The 16,694-nt window shown below is 27.3% G+C and carries 15 protein-coding genes; 11 read left to right on the forward strand and 4 right to left on the reverse strand.

The genetic code is table 11. The annotated features are described in order from the left end of the window. The first annotated feature begins 24 nt into the window (after positions 1-24). From miaA to Q3304_RS12730, 11 genes are all read left to right on the forward strand, one after another. Entirely contained in the window at positions 25-960 is a 936-nt protein-coding gene (gene miaA, locus Q3304_RS12680; protein ID WP_407813991.1) for a tRNA (adenosine(37)-N6)-dimethylallyltransferase MiaA, read from the forward strand. Between the two features lie 113 nt (positions 961-1,073). After that, positions 1,074-1,334, forward strand: coding sequence for an RNA chaperone Hfq (hfq, locus tag Q3304_RS12685; protein WP_003428780.1), 261 nt, complete (start codon positions 1,074-1,076; stop codon positions 1,332-1,334). A 126-nt stretch (positions 1,335-1,460) separates the two neighbouring features. Beyond that, positions 1,461-2,741, forward strand: coding sequence for a methionine gamma-lyase family protein (locus tag Q3304_RS12690; protein WP_054270401.1), 1,281 nt, complete (start codon positions 1,461-1,463; stop codon positions 2,739-2,741). Between the two features lie 68 nt (positions 2,742-2,809). Further along, positions 2,810-4,156 carry a M20 family metallopeptidase gene (locus Q3304_RS12695; protein ID WP_407813990.1) on the forward strand — a complete coding sequence of 449 codons (1,347 nt, stop codon included), beginning with the start codon at positions 2,810-2,812 and terminating at the stop codon, positions 4,154-4,156. A 134-nt stretch (positions 4,157-4,290) separates the two neighbouring features. Further along, entirely contained in the window at positions 4,291-5,373 is a 1,083-nt protein-coding gene (locus tag Q3304_RS12700; protein WP_054270399.1) for an SIR2 family protein, read from the forward strand. A gap of 85 nt (positions 5,374-5,458) precedes the next feature. Continuing rightward, complete coding sequence (locus Q3304_RS12705) at positions 5,459-6,091, forward strand: cyclase family protein (protein ID WP_074178195.1); 633 nt, start codon at positions 5,459-5,461, stop codon at positions 6,089-6,091. A gap of 52 nt (positions 6,092-6,143) precedes the next feature. Then, the gene (locus Q3304_RS12710; protein WP_054270397.1) at positions 6,144-6,683 is read left to right on the forward strand and encodes a prolyl-tRNA synthetase associated domain-containing protein; all 540 of its coding nucleotides are present in this window, start codon (positions 6,144-6,146) and stop codon (positions 6,681-6,683) included. Between the two features lie 49 nt (positions 6,684-6,732). Then, positions 6,733-7,419, forward strand: a complete 687-nt coding sequence (locus tag Q3304_RS12715) for a DUF554 domain-containing protein (protein ID WP_054270396.1) — start codon at positions 6,733-6,735, stop codon at positions 7,417-7,419. A gap of 181 nt (positions 7,420-7,600) precedes the next feature. Then, positions 7,601-8,476: a hypothetical protein gene (locus Q3304_RS12720; RefSeq protein ID WP_054270395.1), complete on the forward strand. Its 876-nt coding sequence runs from the start codon at positions 7,601-7,603 to the stop codon at positions 8,474-8,476. A 310-nt stretch (positions 8,477-8,786) separates the two neighbouring features. Next, the gene (locus tag Q3304_RS12725; RefSeq protein WP_167640345.1) at positions 8,787-10,085 is read left to right on the forward strand and encodes an acyl-CoA thioesterase/bile acid-CoA:amino acid N-acyltransferase family protein; all 1,299 of its coding nucleotides are present in this window, start codon (positions 8,787-8,789) and stop codon (positions 10,083-10,085) included. Between the two features lie 166 nt (positions 10,086-10,251). After that, positions 10,252-11,643 (forward strand): hypothetical protein, encoded by a 1,392-nt coding sequence (locus Q3304_RS12730; protein WP_407813989.1) that lies wholly within the window; start codon positions 10,252-10,254, stop codon positions 11,641-11,643. A gap of 56 nt (positions 11,644-11,699) precedes the next feature. Here the strand turns inward: Q3304_RS12730 and Q3304_RS12735 are convergent, their stop codons facing one another. From Q3304_RS12735 to Q3304_RS12750, 4 genes are all read right to left on the reverse strand, one after another. After that, the gene (locus Q3304_RS12735) at positions 11,700-14,117 is read right to left on the reverse strand and encodes an ABC transporter permease (protein ID WP_407813988.1); all 2,418 of its coding nucleotides are present in this window, start codon (positions 14,115-14,117) and stop codon (positions 11,700-11,702) included. 12 nt (positions 14,118-14,129) lie between these two features. Continuing rightward, positions 14,130-14,795, reverse strand: coding sequence for an ABC transporter ATP-binding protein (locus Q3304_RS12740; RefSeq protein ID WP_167640347.1), 666 nt, complete (start codon positions 14,793-14,795; stop codon positions 14,130-14,132). Positions 14,796-14,876: 81 nt separating this feature from the next. Further along, complete coding sequence (locus Q3304_RS12745) at positions 14,877-15,908, reverse strand: sensor histidine kinase (protein WP_407813987.1); 1,032 nt, start codon at positions 15,906-15,908, stop codon at positions 14,877-14,879. After that, complete coding sequence (locus tag Q3304_RS12750) at positions 15,898-16,584, reverse strand: response regulator transcription factor (protein WP_407811735.1); 687 nt, start codon at positions 16,582-16,584, stop codon at positions 15,898-15,900. The genes Q3304_RS12745 and Q3304_RS12750 overlap by 11 nt, the downstream gene beginning before the upstream one ends. Between the last annotated feature and the right edge of the window lie 110 nt (positions 16,585-16,694).

Consider the following 16,694-nt stretch of genomic DNA (forward strand, 5'->3'; position numbering starts at 1 on the left):
TTAAAATATATGGAAAGGAATATTATGAAAAAAATACCACTTATAATACTTACAGGTCCAACTGCTGTTGGAAAGACAGATTTGTCAATAAAATTAGCAAAAGACATGAATGCAGAGATAATTTCAGCAGATTCTATGCAAATATATAAATATATGGATATTGGAAGTGCAAAAGTTACAGAAGAAGAGATGCAGGGAGTAAAGCACTATCTTATAGATGAAGTTAAGCCTGACTATCCATTTTCAGTCTCAGAGTTTCAACAAAGGGCAAAAAAGTATATATATGAAATAAATCAAAAAGGAAAATCTGTATTAGTAACTGGAGGCACAGGGCTTTATTTAAATTCTTTAATATATAATATGGATTTTGCAAAATCTGATGCCAATAATGAATTGAGAGATGAACTTCAAAATCAGCTTGCTGAAAAGGGAATAGATTACATGCATGATAGATTGAAATTACTTGATGAAGAAGCTGCTAATAGAATTCATAAGAACAATACTAAAAGAGTTATAAGGGCACTTGAAGTTTGTCTAAGCGGTAAGAAAATGAATGACTTTTCAAGTGATTTAAAATTTAATGAAGAGTATGAACCAATAATAATTGTATTAAATAGAAATAGAGAACACTTATATGAAAGAATAAATATGAGAGTTGACATCATGCTTGAAAATGGGTTGGTTGAAGAAGTCAAAAAACTTTTAAGTATGGGATTTAAAAAAGACATGATATCCATGCAAGGTATAGGCTATAAAGAGATATTAAAGTATCTAGATGGAGAATATACATACGAAGAAGCTATTGAAATAATCAAAAGAGATTCTAGAAGGTATGCAAAGCGTCAGATAACTTGGTTTAAAAGATATGAAATAGCAAAATGGTTTGATTTAGATAAATATGAAAGCATAGATACATTAAAAAATGAAATAATCTTATATATTAAAGATTCTATAAAATAATATATAATTTTTTAAGTATACAACTTAATATTGAAAATTTATCATAACTTATATAGAATATAAGGTAGGAATATTTTAGAAGTTCAATTTAATCTTGGGAGGGTACAAATCTAATGAAAAATACAGTTTTAAATTTACAAGATTTGTTTTTAAATAATGCTAGGAAAGAAAGGATACCTGTTACTATATATTTAGTTAATGGAGTACAAGTTAAAGGGCTTGTAAAAGGATTTGATAGTTATATAATATTAATAGAAGGAGATAATAGACAGCAAAACATGATTTATAAACATGCTGTTTCAACTATACAACCTGGAAAGTATATTAATCTAACAAATCAAAATCAAAACAATAACAATAATAACAACAGATAGATAATAATTTAATTTAAGATGATTGAGAGGAGACTTATACTAACCTATAAACTATGATTTATTTGTTTTAGTAAAATAGTCTCCTTTGGCATGTTTAAATAAAATAATAAAGAGACAGGTGATAAAATGCTTAATGAGACAAAAGAATTATTAAAAGATTACTATGGGATAGATGATGATACTTTTAAACTATCGCAAGAAGTAATGGAAGAAATAAAGGACAAGTTTGAAGAAATAAAGGAAATAAGAGAATATAATCAATATAAAGTTTTAAAAGCTATGCAAGAGTCTAAACTAAGTGATATGCACTTTAACTGGACTACAGGATATGGATATAATGATATTGGTCGTGAAAAAATAGAAGAAATTTATTCTAAAGTTTTTAATACAGAAGATGCTCTTGTAAGACCAATAATTGTAAATGGAACACATGCACTTACTTTATGCATACAAGGTATAGTTAGACCAGGAGATGAAATTTTGTCTGTTACTGGTAGACCATATGATACTTTAGAAGGTGTTATAGGGATAAGAGAAGAAAAAGGTTCATTAAAAGAGTATGGTGTTACATATGATGATGTAGATTTTTTAGAAAATGGGAATTTAGATTTAGAAGGAATTAGAAATAAAATAAATGATAGAACTAAACTTGTTATGATACAAAGGTCAAAAGGATATTCTTGGAGAAAGTCGCTTTCAATTAGTGATATAAAAGAAGCTATTGATGTAATAAAATCTGTTAAACCAGAAGTTATCGTAATGGTTGATAATTGTTATGGTGAGTTTTTAGATACTAAAGAGCCTACTGATGTTGGAGCAGATGTTATGGCTGGTTCTCTAATAAAAAATCCTGGTGGTGGTCTTGCATTAACAGGTGGATATATTGCTGGTAAAAAAGATTTAATTGAACTTATATCTTATAGAATGACTTCTCCTGGAATAGGAAAAGAATGTGGTCTTACTTTTGGAACTACTAGAAATGTACTTCAAGGATTCTTCTTGGCACCTTATATAGTGTCTCAGGCTGTAATGGGAGCCATATTTTGTTCAAGAGCTTTTGAAAAGTTAGGTTATAATGTATTGCCAAAATACGATGATTTAAGAAGTGATATTATTCAATGTATTAGACTTAATGATGCTGATGAGGTAATAAGTTTTTGTGAAGGGATACAAGAAGCTGCACCAGTTGATTCTTATGTAAAACCTGTTCCTTGGGACATGCCTGGATATGAAAGTGAAGTCATAATGGCAGCAGGAGCTTTTATCCAAGGTTCTTCTATAGAGTTAAGTGCAGATGCTCCAATAAGACCTCCTTATAACGTCTATTTCCAAGGTGGACTTACATTTGACCATTCTAAAATGGGGACTTTAAAAGCGATTGAATTTATAAAAAAACTGAAAAAATAAGCATATTTTTTTTTAAAAAGGTCAAAATATTTATTAGTATATTATGATGAAAATTGAAGGGTGATAATATGAAAGAGCAAATTAAAGAAAAAGTAAATTCTCTACAAGATGAAATGATTTCTTCTATACAAGAAAGTGTAAAAATACCTAGTGTTATATCTGACGCAACTGAAAACTGTCCATTTGGTGAAAATGTAGATAAGGCTTTAAGAGGTATATTAGACTTATGTAAATCTCTAGGATTTAAGACAGTATATAAGGATGGATATTATGGATATGCTGAAATCGGACAAGGCGAGAAGATGATAGGCATACTTGGTCATGTCGATGTAGTTCCAGAAGGTGATTTGGAAAGCTGGAATCATCCTCCATTTGAAGCTGTCCTAGAAAATGGTAATTTATATGGAAGAGGAACACAAGATGATAAAGGTCCTACAATATCAGCAATTTATGCAGTAAAAGCTCTTATGAATTTAAAGGTAGACTTTAATAAGAGAATAAGATTTATTTTTGGAGCTGATGAAGAAAATCTTTGGAGATGTATAAATAAATATAAAGAAAATAATGAAGAAATACCAAATTACGGATTTACTCCAGATTCTAGATTTCCAATAACAAATGCAGAAAAAGGTCTTTTACAAGTTCACTTAACTTGTGATAGTAAAAGTGATATAGAATTGTCAGTTGGAAAAGCCTTAAATGCGGTTCCAGGAAAAGCGATTTATATTGGAAAATATTCTGATAAATTAAAAAAAGAACTTGATAAGTTAAATTTTGAATATACTGTTGAAGGAAATAAAATATGTATAATAGGAAAAAGTGTCCATTCAGCAGCAAGTGATACTGGTATAAATGCAGTAGCTAGACTTTGTATAGCTCTTAATAATATAGGTATAGATTCTAATATAATTAAGTTCTTAGCAGAAGTCATTGGAGAGGATGCTAATGGTAATAATATAATTCCTAATTGCAAGGATGATGTATCTGGCAAGCTAACAGTAAATATAGGTAGAGTAACTATTGATAGTGAAAAAGAATTTGCTGGAATAGATATAAGAATTCCAGTAACATACAAAAAAGATGACTTTGTAAAAGAATTAAAGAAAATGACAGATAAGTACAATTTAACTTATAAGGAGTATGATTTCTTAGATTCAATCTATGTTCCAGAAGATACACTTCTTGTAAAAACACTTAGAAAAGTATACGAAGAAGAAACTGGTCTTGATGGAACACCACTTTCATCTGGAGGAGCAACTTATGCAAGAGCTTTAGATAATTGTGTTGCATTTGGAGCTATTTTCCCAGGAAAACCAGAAACAGAACATCAAGCTAATGAATATTTAATAGTAGAGGATATTGTAAAGGCTACTCAAATATATGCTCTTTCTATTTATGAATTATTAAAGATTTAATATAAATATAAGGCTGTCTTGTAATAGGATTTTTTCTAGGAAGAGACAGCTTTATTGTTGTATTATTAAAGATATGATATGAATATTTAATAGATATAAAAAACAGTAGTAATATTTATATTAGGAGGAATCATATGAAAATAGCTATATTTTTAGGAGCAGGAGCTTCAGCAGCAGAAAATTTACCTATTCAAAATGAACTTTTTAGTGAATATTTTAAAAAACTAAATCCTAAAAACTATAATACCAATATGAATAGAGAATTATACAATTTTTTTAAACAGATGTTCAACATTGATATAGTAAAAGATAATCTAGATAATGCAAACTTTCCTACATTTGAGGAAGTTCTAGGTCTTTTGGATTTAGCAGAACAAAGAAGAGAGGCCTTTAGAAACTTTGGTCTAGAAAATCTAAATAATAGAAGTGATAGTATACGTTTTTTGAGACAATACTTAATATTATTAATGGCTGAAGCAATTCATAATACACCTAGAACAGATAGTAAATATCATAAACTTTTAGTTGAAAACCTTTTAGAAAGTGATTTACTTCTTGATACCACTTTTATTAGTGCAAATTATGATATACATATAGACAATACAGTCACTGGTTTAAGGGACAAAAATGATTCTCCAATTATGCTTGATTATGGTGTGGAATTTACTAATTTTAAGGAAGAAATAAATTGGAGAAAACCAAAAGAACCACTAATAAAATTATATAAGGTACATGGGTCATTAAATTGGCTTTATTGCCCTATTTGTAATAGTGTAACTCTTACCCCACATGAAGGTGGTGTCATGAAACTTATTGAAAATAGTTCAGAAACAAAATGTCTAGAATGTGGTGAATTGACAGAACCTATTATAGTCCCACCAACATATTTTAAGAATATGTCAAATATATTTTTAAGTAATGTTTGGAATGAAACAGAAAAAACGTTAAGAGATACTGACCTTTTAATATTTTGTGGATATTCATTTCCTGAAGCTGATATGCATATAAAATACATGTTAAAAAGAGTTCAGACAAATAGAAAAAAAGCTCCACTTAAAATAATGGTTTTTAACAATCATTCACAGAAACAAAGAATTACATTGAAAAAAGAAGAAGGAAGATACAAACGTTTTTTAGGAGAAGATGTTATATTTACTGATAATTCTTTTCAAGATTTTTCTGTAAATCCCTTGAAATTTATAAAAACTATATATTAGTATGGTATATAATGGAATAAAAACTGATAGAAATAAAGTGAATTTAGGTATATAATAGAAAATAAAACATAGGGGGTATATAAAAATGAAGGTTTTTGATTTAACTCATGTGACACATAACGACATGCCTGTATATGCAGAGCCTAACAGACCAGATATCAAAAAAGTAGCAATTATTGAAGAAAATGGTTATCAAGAAACACTTATTAGTGTATTTTCTCATAATGGAACTCATATGGATTCACCAAGACATATGTATACTAAAGGTGAGACCCTAGACAAATTGGATATAGAAAATTTTGTTGGAAAAGCTTATGTATTGGAACTTGAAAAAGGAAATAAGAATATAGAGCTAGAATATCTAAAAAAATATGAAGATGAAATAAAACGTAGTGATTTTATAATATTTAAATCAGGTTGGTCAAAGTTTTGGGGTAAAAAGCAGTACTATGTAGGTTATCCTACATTAACAGAAGAAGCTGCAAATTATATAGCTGATACTAATATAAAAGGTATAGGCATAGACATGCTATCAGTTGATAGATATGATACATCAGTTTTTAAAGTGCATCATATTCTATTTGAAAAAGGTAAAATAATAATAGAAAATCTTACAAATCTAGAAAATGTTCCAGAAAAATTTCTATTTATAGCAGCTCCATTTAAGTATAATGACGCTGATGGTGCTCCAGTAAGAGCAATAGCTATTGTAGAGTAATATCTTAAAGAGGGTATAGAAATAACAAAGTGTTTAAGGAGAAAAGAGAAATATGAATGATTTGAAAGATAAAGTTATGAAAGAAGAAGACGAAAATGAAGTGAGAATTAATGAAACTAAAATATATAGTGTCTTGGACAAATTAAATATTGAATATGATGTAGTAGAGCATGAAGCTGTATATACAGCAGAACAACTAGTAATTTTGGATGAAATAACAAAAGGATGTCAATGTAAAAATTTATTTTTAAGAAATGCTAAAGGAAATAAGTATTACCTTATTGTAGTTAAAGGAGAAAAGCAGGTTGATTTAAACTCACTTAAAGATAAGATAGGAAGTTCTAGGTTATCATTTGCTTCGCCTGAAAGATTATACAATGTACTTAAACTTCTTCCAGGAAGTGTAAATCCTTTTTCATTGATAAATGACACAGAAAGAAAAGTGGAGCTTTACATAGACAAGGATGTAATTAAAGAAGATTTCTTAAATTTTCATCCAAATATAAATACTAAAACTGTAAATATATCTAGAAAAGGATTTGAAGAATTTTTGGAATATTTAAAATATCCACTACAAACTATTGATGTTTAAGTTTTGATAATATGAGTAAATTTTAATTAGCTAATCGAGGGGAGAAAAAATGTTTGGAGTAATAGCAAATAGTCTAGCAATTGCAGGTGGATGTATAGTAGGTCTTATAATTAAAGGAGGACTACCTCAAAGAGTAAGTGATACTATAATGAATGGAATTGCTTTATGTGTATTGTATATCGGTATATCAGGAGCTTTAGAGGGGAAAAATACGTTAGTAACAATAACATCTATAGCTATAGGTGCTTTAATAGGAGAGTTAATAGATATAGATAAATGGGTAAACAAACTAGGAGTTTTTTTACAAAGTAAATTCTCTAAAGGAAATAAAAAAGATTCTATTGCGGAAGGTTTTATATCATCTAGTTTATTATTTTGTATAGGAGCTATGGCAGTAGTTGGAGCACTAGAAAGTGGACTTACAGGAAGTCATGATACATTATTTGTAAAATCTGTAATAGATGGAATAGCTTCTATTATATTCACTGCTTCTTTAGGTATAGGTGTAATGTTTTCTGCAATATCCGTATTTTTATATGAAGGTATTATATGTTTAGGTGCATCGTTTTTAAATGGATTCTTAAGTGACCCTGTAGTTACAGAGATGACAGCAGCTGGAAGTTTACTGATTATAGGTCTCGGTTTAAATGTACTTAAACTAACAAATATAAAAGTAGCAAATTTGTTGCCAGCTATATTTATACCAATATTATTTGGAGTATTTGGAATAATTTAAAGAATAATAGTCTAAGATTTGTCTAATTTTTTTAAAAACTTTAGACAAATTTTTTATTTAGAAGGAAAATAGCTTTTATCATCAAATTAATAATTATAGTATAAATAAGTTTAATATTATGATTATAAAGTTTATATTAAATTTATTTTATTGATGAAACTAATGGGGAGGTTAAAACTCAATGATTACTTTTGATGTAAATGGAGCTATTATCAGATTTGATGATACGAAAAATAATTATAATAAGATAAGGAAAATCTTTAAACTATACGCTTTGGAAATTTCTAAAAACTTTGAAAGAGATTGTTTAAATAATTTTCAAAATTTAAAACAAATATCAGATAGAGGTTTAAATTTAGGAGAAAAATATATAGAGGAATCTTTTAAGAAAGGCATTGAGACTATAGTAAGTTTTGGAATTATAACTATAGATATCGATACCTTTAAAAGTGTTTATTGCGAAAAATACTTGGATTTTAAGAGACTTTTTAATAATTTGAATAAAACTTTTATCATTCCAAATAAAAATAAAAAAAATGGTCATGCTAGTTTTTTAGAAATAGAATCAACAGTAAAAAAAATGAGTAATTATTTATATAATGATTGTTTTAAAATTCATTATGCTGTAGTGGATGCTCTTATAGAAAATAGGGTAACTGAGGTACATTCTTATATTGATGAAGAATCTATAAAAAAATCTAATGCATTATTTAATAATTATAAAGATGGCTTTATTGGAAAAGCTGATGAATGTAAGGTTGTAAAACAAATAATAACCTTAAATCCATATAGAGAAGATGTATACGAATTTTTGGTGAAAGAAGATGGAGATTTCAATAAGGAAATTGAGAGATTAACTGAATTTTTAGGTTATGATATAAAAGATTATAAAGCTTCATTAATGGATATTTATATAAATGAGTTAATGGAGAGTGATGAAAGTGATGTTGAAAATGCAAAAGAAAAGATAGAGAAATATGCTAAATATATTGGATGTAGCGATGAAAATTTATATATAGCAAGAATTAATGCCATATATACTTTTGCAAATGCATGATATAATTAGATATTAAATAAAAAATATCTAGTTATATAAATTTAAATTAAAAGAGAAACTTGTCAATATAAAATAACATTTATCAAAAACCATTCTTTAGAAAGAGTGGTTTTTATTTATGATGATATTAAATAGAGAGAGTATATTAGTGATAATTTAAAATGAATAAAAAGACATCATATTGACAAAGAGTTTATGAGTTGATACAATAAAATAGTCAATATGATGTCTTAATTTAGAGGATTCATATTACATTGGATAAAGTTATTTTAAATATATAAATCACTAATATTATAAGGAGAAATGGATTATGAAAGTAAATGTATACAATTTAGAATCGTTTGTAGATGAAAGACTTAAGATTATAGTTTCAGATTTGACTCCAAATACTAAACTTAAAGTAAGTATGAAAATGGAATTTCCATGGTGTAAGGGAGAAGAATTCTCTTCTTATGGAGTATTTTCTTCAAATGAAAAGGGAGAAGTAGATTTAGATTCAGTTGAACCTATAGAAGGTACTTATAAAAATCCTGACTGTATGGGATTAATTTATTCGCTGGAAAAATCTAAAACTGAAGGTAATAATTTTGCAGAAAATATATCTATAGATAAGCCAATAATCATGAATATGATATTTGAATCTTCTAATGAAAGAAAAGAAGTTAAACTGAAAAGACTATTTAAATCACATGATATTACTACAAAATACATATCTGATGAATTTATAGGAAAATTATTTTATAAACAAAATTCTAATAATAAAACAATTCTAATGTTGGGTGGTTCTGATGGAAGTTTAGATGCTCTAGACCTTTTAGCAGCTCCACTTGCATCTAGGGGATTCAATGTACTAACAGTTGCTTATTTTGCCTTAGAGGGTCTACCAGATAAATTAGAAGAAGTTCCATTAGAATATTTTGAAAAAGTATTTAAATGGATTAGTGAAAATGAAATTACTAATACTAAAGAAATCTTTATTCATGGAACATCAAAGGGTGGAGAGTTAGCACTTTTACTTGCCTCAAAATATGAACAGATTAAAAAAGTTGTAGTATCAGCTCCACATACTTATTGTTTCCAAGCTCTTAATGGATTGGAGAATGGAAAAGATACTTCATCATGGTCGTATAAAGGGGAACCATTTTCATATATCCACTTAGATGATGATATCTTTCTTGAAGAACAAAAGAAAGATATCTCAAAAGGAATTCCATTTGGATTTGCCAATTCTTATAAAAAAAATCTTGAAAGAGCGAATAATAGAAATGAAGCTAGAATAAGAATAGAAAATTCCAAAGCAGACATACTTATGATTGCTGGGAAAAAAGATAATATATGGAATAGTTATGATGCTTGTTTAGAGGCATTAGAAATACTTAAAGAAAACAATTATCCATGTAAAGTAGAATTATTAACATATAATAATATGGGGCATCCATTACCAATTCCATATGTTATACCTTTAAAAGAGACCTTATGTATGAATGTAGGTGGAGGTATCTTTTCTTCAGGAGGAACGATAGAAGGAAATACACAAGGGCAATTTGAATCATGGAAAAGAACTATTGAGTTTTATAAAGAGCCTTTATCAAGTGATATAAACAAATAAAAATGAAGATGTCTTTCCATATATGCACAAAATCTATCAATTTTATAAATTTAATTTATTGTTTATGCAATTTGCATGTTATATACTAGTTTTAACGACATTGATAATTTATAAACAATTATAAGGTTGTAAATTTATAAGAGTTATCGAAAGGTGGAGTGAAATTATGGAAAGACTCACTAGAATAGAGCAACCTCATATAAAATTTGGATTGTTCAAGATACGAATTCCATTTATACATTACAAGTTTGAGAAACCAGAAGCTATTCAAGGAATAATATCAAGTATGACAAGTTTAGGAACTATTGGTCTTAGTACACAAATTTTGGGATTACCTTATGAAGTAGCATGGAGTATGGCTATAATCAACTCCATATTATACTGCTTACATGTTTTTATGGGAGACCCAGTTGTACCTGGTTGGATTACGGCTTCTATAACTCTTACAACTGCATATTTATTAAAGTTTAGCATGGGCATTGAAAGAATACAAGCATTAACAGCTTTACAAATAGATTTAGGAATCATATTTATTTTGATGGGAATAACTGGAGTAGCTGGAAAGTTGGTTAGTAAAATACCAAATTCTATTAAAGGTGGGATATTAATGGGTGTTGGTATCTCTACTGTAATATCAGAATTTAGTCCTAAAGGTAGATTTGATTCTTATCCAATAGCTATAACAGTAGGAATTTTGGTTGCCTGTTTTGTAATGTTTTCTGAAAGATTTGACACTTTAAAAGTTAAAAATAAATTTCTATTTCATTTAGGAGAATATGGAGTAGTATCAGCTATTTTAGTGAGTTTAATTGTAGGTATATTTAGCAAAGAAATAGGAATTCCTAGTTTGAGTTTTGATAAAATAATTTACATAGTAGACTTAAAAAATTTAATAAATACAGTATCTCCTCTTGGAATAGGTTTTCCAAACATGATGTTATTTATACAAGGGTTACCAATGGCTTTTATGATATATATAATTGCATTTGGTGATTTTATAACAGGTGAAAATTTAGTACTTTCTGAAAGTGAAAACAGAAAAGATGAATATATAGATTTCAATTCAAATAGGTCTAATATTATAAGTGGTATAAGAAATATTGTTATGGCAGTTATTTCTCCATATATACCAATGTGTGGTCCATTAGCTGCGACACTTACTGGAAGTGTTGCTCAAAGATATAAGGTTGGAAAGGAAGCAATGCAGTCCATTTTTAGTGGTATGGGTACATTAGTGTGGGTTTCAGCTATTTTCATATGTTTTTATCCAGTTGCTCAGATTGCTACTCCTCTTATACCATTAGCACTTTCAGTGACACTCTTAGTTCAAGGTTATTTATGTACAAAGTTGTCAATGGAACTATGTAATACTGGTGTAGAGAAGGGATTAATTGGGCTTATGGGAGGTGTGATTGCTGCTAAAGGTGGAACATGGGGACTTGTTGTAGGATTTATACTGTATTTTGTTTTAATCGATTCTAAAAAGAGAAGAGAAAAAGATATTAACTCAACAGAAGATTGTATATATGAAATATTAGAAAAAAAGAAAAGTATTTAAAGTTAAAATAGGAGTTGCAACTATCTACTGATAGATTAATTGTAACTCCTATTTTTTTATTGAGAGCGCAAGCGTTCTGTAAGTGATTTTTTTTCTATATTTCTTACAAGTAATTCAGTTGTTAAAACTTGTATTCCAATTAATACAAAAGAAAAAATTAAAATAGTAAATATAGAAAAGTTAAAATTAATAAAATCTACTCTAACTACATCTTTTATAAAAGTACAAAGTAAACTTGAACCCAAATAACCTAATAAACTTGAAATACATACAGCTTTAATACTTATATTTAAACCTTCTCTGTAAAGCATATTTCGAAGTTGCTTTTTTGTCATTCCAACAGCTTGAAGTAAAGCAAATTCTCTTTTTCTGATTAAAACACTATTTATTAGAATATTGGTCATATTTAGTATACCAAAACAAGAAATTAAACCAACAAAAATGTATGAAGTTACAACTATATACTTAAATGCTCTAGTAATCATTTTATAATCATCCTCATATGAATAAAGCATTAAACTAGAATGTTCCTGAATGATACTTAGCAACTTTTCTTCAACTTCTTTAGAATATTTTTTATCTACCAAAATAGAAAAATCTAAGCTTGTATTATATGGAGTTAGAGATTCTAAGGTTTTATCCAAAGCAAAAAACATACTACCTGTATTAGAATTATCAATAATTCCTTTAATTTTCATTTGTTTTTTAATAATATTATTTCCACTAAAAATATCAAATGTAACTGTATCTCCAAGTTTTAAATCTAATCCATAGGATTTTGCTCTATACTTATTTACAATTAAATCATCTGAGTTAAGTTTTTTATAATCTGATTTTCCACTTACAATATATTCTTCAAATGATTTTAAAAGTTCAGGTGTAAGACCTTTAATTAAAGTAGTAAATTGTTTTTCATCTTTATCTTTGATAGAAGGTTCTATAAGACTACCTTTAATTGATTTAGATTCAATTACTTTTTTTACTCCATGAATAGATTCAATCTCATTTTTAAGGGAATCTGTTAATGGGTTGTTTTGTTGAATTTGTGTAATGCGTTCATATAAATTATCACTCTTAATGCTAACAAGGTAATTTTCGTTATATACAAATTGTTGTGACAACTGTTTCTTAAAATTTATCGAATTAGCAAGATTAGCAATTGAAATAAATAAAATTCCACTAATACTTAGTGAGATTAATGCAATTAAGTTCTTCTTTTTATTTGACTCAATATTTTTTAAGGCTAAATTTTTAATATTTATATAATTAAAGTTTTTTATTTTTTTTCTAAATTTAATTTCTGTGTATTGCATAGCTTCAATAGCAGATATTTTGGAAATAATTCTAGCAGGTTTATGCAGAGAAATTCTAACAGTTAAGTACATTACTAGTGATAAAATTAAGATTATAAATGAATCATCTATTATCTGCCATGCTAATGGTTGAATTATGTAAGCAATTATACACGATATAATGATACCTAATGGAATGAAAATAAAAGATAAAAAATTTCCTTGTAGAGAAATAATCTTTTTTAACTGAAAAGAAGTCATTCCTAAAGATTTCAACTTAGCATACACATGAACCGAATTAACAACTGAAACATAAAAAATACTGTATATAACAAAAATACTAGAAAAAAGAATAACTATTCCAACTGCCAAAACTGTAATAACCTGTTCACTATCGATTAAATTTGATTCAATATATTTATCATTTAAGTATATATTATATTTTTTAATCCCTAAAGAAAAGCCAATATCTTTTAATTGTGTCTTAATTGAAGCTGAATCTTTCTTTGTATTTTCTTCTGACAATTTTACTAATACATCTACATCGTTAGGCCTTGTATCATCAAAATTGCTACTTTTATTTTGTAAAGATGTAGAAATTGTGTTCTTAAAATAGTCATTTGAAACAACTGTATAATATTGTTTAGCATTATCTTGATAATAATTTTCTAAAATGCCAACAATAACAAAATCTCTTTGTATTTCTTTATTCGTCATATTATCACGATAAGTTAATTTAATACTGTCTCCAATGTCTTTATTTAAAGAAAGTTGCTGTAAGTATTTTTCTGAAATAGCAATCTCATTTTTATTTGTAGGCATAGTACCTTCCATTGGTTGAAAATTCATAAGTTTGATTGCTATATTATCTGCATAAATAGTTGACATCATATAATCTGTCTTCTTGTTACTGCCAATTAACTTGTATGTTCCTACATCACTAAAATTTTTATCTCGATATAGTATGTTTTTTGATTTTTCATTTACAGACTTATATATAGCATGATATGGAGATGAATTAACTAAATCTACAGAACCATTATATGAAACTAAGGCTACTGTTAACAGTAAACATGTAGAAATCATTATAATAATACCTGAAAGAGATGTTTTGAGTTTATTAATTTTCAAATCATTTAAAGCTATTTTTCTTATAAAAGCACGATTGTTATTTTTAAACATATATTACACCTCCTAATTATCAATTTTTCCATCTTCAATGCGAATAATTCTATCAGTTAGTTGAGCAATTTCATTATTGTGAGTAATCATTACAATTGTTTGATTGAATTTTTCACTTGTCATTTTCAGTAAAGCTAACACATCTGTACTCGTTTTACTATCAAGATTACCTGTTGGTTCGTCTGCTAGTATAATAGCAGGTTTTGTTACAAGTGCCCTAGCTATAGCAACACGTTGTTGTTGTCCTCCAGAAAGATTGCTTGGTATATCATATAGTTTTTCTTCTAGAGAAAGCATACTTATAATTTCATGTATAAAATCTTTATCTATGGTCTCTCCATCTAATCCTATTGGTAAAATAATATTCTCATATACATTAAGCAAAGGAACAAGATTATAATTTTGAAATATAAAACCTATGTTTCTACGTCTAAAAATTGTAAGTTGTTCGTCAGTCATATTTGATAATTCTTTACCTCTTATAACAACCTTTCCAGATGTAGGATTATCTAATCCTCCCATCATATTTAATAATGTTGATTTACCACTTCCAGATGTACCTACAATAGAGATAAACTCACCTTTCTCAATAGATAAACTTACACCATCGAGAGCTTTTGTAATATTTGAATTTTCACCATAATATTTCTTCAAATCAATTACTTGTAAAATACTCATCATAAAACCTCCTTAATATATTATAAGAACAGTATAAAATCAAAATGTTGCAGAATTATCACAAATAAAATATTTAAAGAGCTATTTATTTGGTAAGAATATAGAAAATGTAGCCCCTTTTCCAATATCTGATGTAACTTTAATATATCCACCTTGAAGAGATATAATTTTTCTTGAAAGATATAGACCTATTCCAATACCATCTATATCATGTACATCTTCCTCACGATAGAATCTTTTAAATATTTCTGCTTGATGACTTTCTGATATTCCTTTTCCATTATCAGTGATATCTATTTTGGTGTACATAACCCAACATTCTGTAGATACATGTATTTTCCCATTAGCATTCGTGTATTTTACTGCATTATCCAATATATTAAAAATAGCTTCAGAAGTCCATTTTTTATCATGAACTATATATAAATTAGGGTCACAATCGACTGTAACTTCAATGTTCTTTTTTTCAGCATCAAATAAAATTCCACTAAGTGCTATAGCAATTGTTTCATAAATTAAATTTTTCTTTTTAGATAGTGTGATTATACCTGTTTCTAATCTAGATGTTTTCACCATAGACTGCATCAAAAAATCTAATTTATCTAATTGACCTTCCATATCCATCAAAAACTCATTTTGAATTTCTGTTTTAAATTTTTGATTGAGTAGAGTAGTATTAATCATCTTTAAATTTGCAATAGGAGTTTTAATTTGGTGAGATATATCAGAAACTAATTCTTGTAAGTTAGCTTTTTCCATAGCAACATTATGACGATTTTCTTGAATAACTTCATACATTCTAACTAATCTATGATTGATACGTGATAAAATAGTTTCTTCTTCTAATACAATTTCAATATTGTCTTCACTATTCATCATACTATCTAAAGTATGACATATTTCAGAACAAAACATAGTTATTTTTTTATGAAGTAAAAATACTATTAGGGCCATAAATCCACAAAGTATTATTGTATATATTAATAATAATACAACTAGTTTTATATCATCAGTTATTACATAAATTACTATACTAAATAGAATGGCTGTAAAAATTAGACCAATGGCAATTGTTAAATAAATAGAGCTAAAAGAAAATTTTTTAAATTTCATTTCTTTCACCCAACCACATATACCCCATACCATATACTGTTTTAATATATTGAAAATTATCCTTTTCAATCTTACTTCTAATTCTACTTATAACAGATGTTAAAGTATGTTCATCTACAAAGTTAGCATCTATATCCCAGAGTTTTTCTAAAAGTATTTTTCTTGTTAATATGTTTTTAGGATTTTCAGTAAATAGCTTCAATGTACGAAATTCTAATGGAGTAAATATAATTTGATTTCCATTTATGTTGGCTGATAGCTCAGAAAAGTTAATTTCAAGATATCCATCATCATAGCAATCTTGTTTTGTTTTTATTGTAATATGATTTAAAAGAGCTTTTACTTTCTGCTTAAATACATTTATATTAAAGGGTTTTGTTATATAATCTAAAGCTCCAAGCTCATAACCTTTAATCATATCGTATTCCATATCATTAGCTGTTAAAAAAATTATTGGTATATCACAATTCATCTTAATTTCTTTACATAATTCAAATCCGCTCTTATCTGGTAAATTAACATCTAAAATGATTAAGTCGAATTTATACTCCATAATAGACTTTAATGCAGAAATAGCTGTAAATTTTGAAGTAATCAAATATCCATCTTCTGTTAGGTTATATGACAGAGTTTTATTTAATATAGTATCATCTTCCACAATCAATATCTTTTCCATATATATACTCCTTTTATGTTTGACATTTTATAAGGTCAATTATAAATTTAAAATATTGCTGAATTGTTATAATCAAGAAAAAATCCTTCATAATCTATGTATTTAATAAA

Source organism: Clostridioides sp. GD02377 (assembly GCF_045899875.1).
GTDB classification, from domain to species: domain Bacteria; phylum Bacillota; class Clostridia; order Peptostreptococcales; family Peptostreptococcaceae; genus Clostridioides; species Clostridioides difficile_A.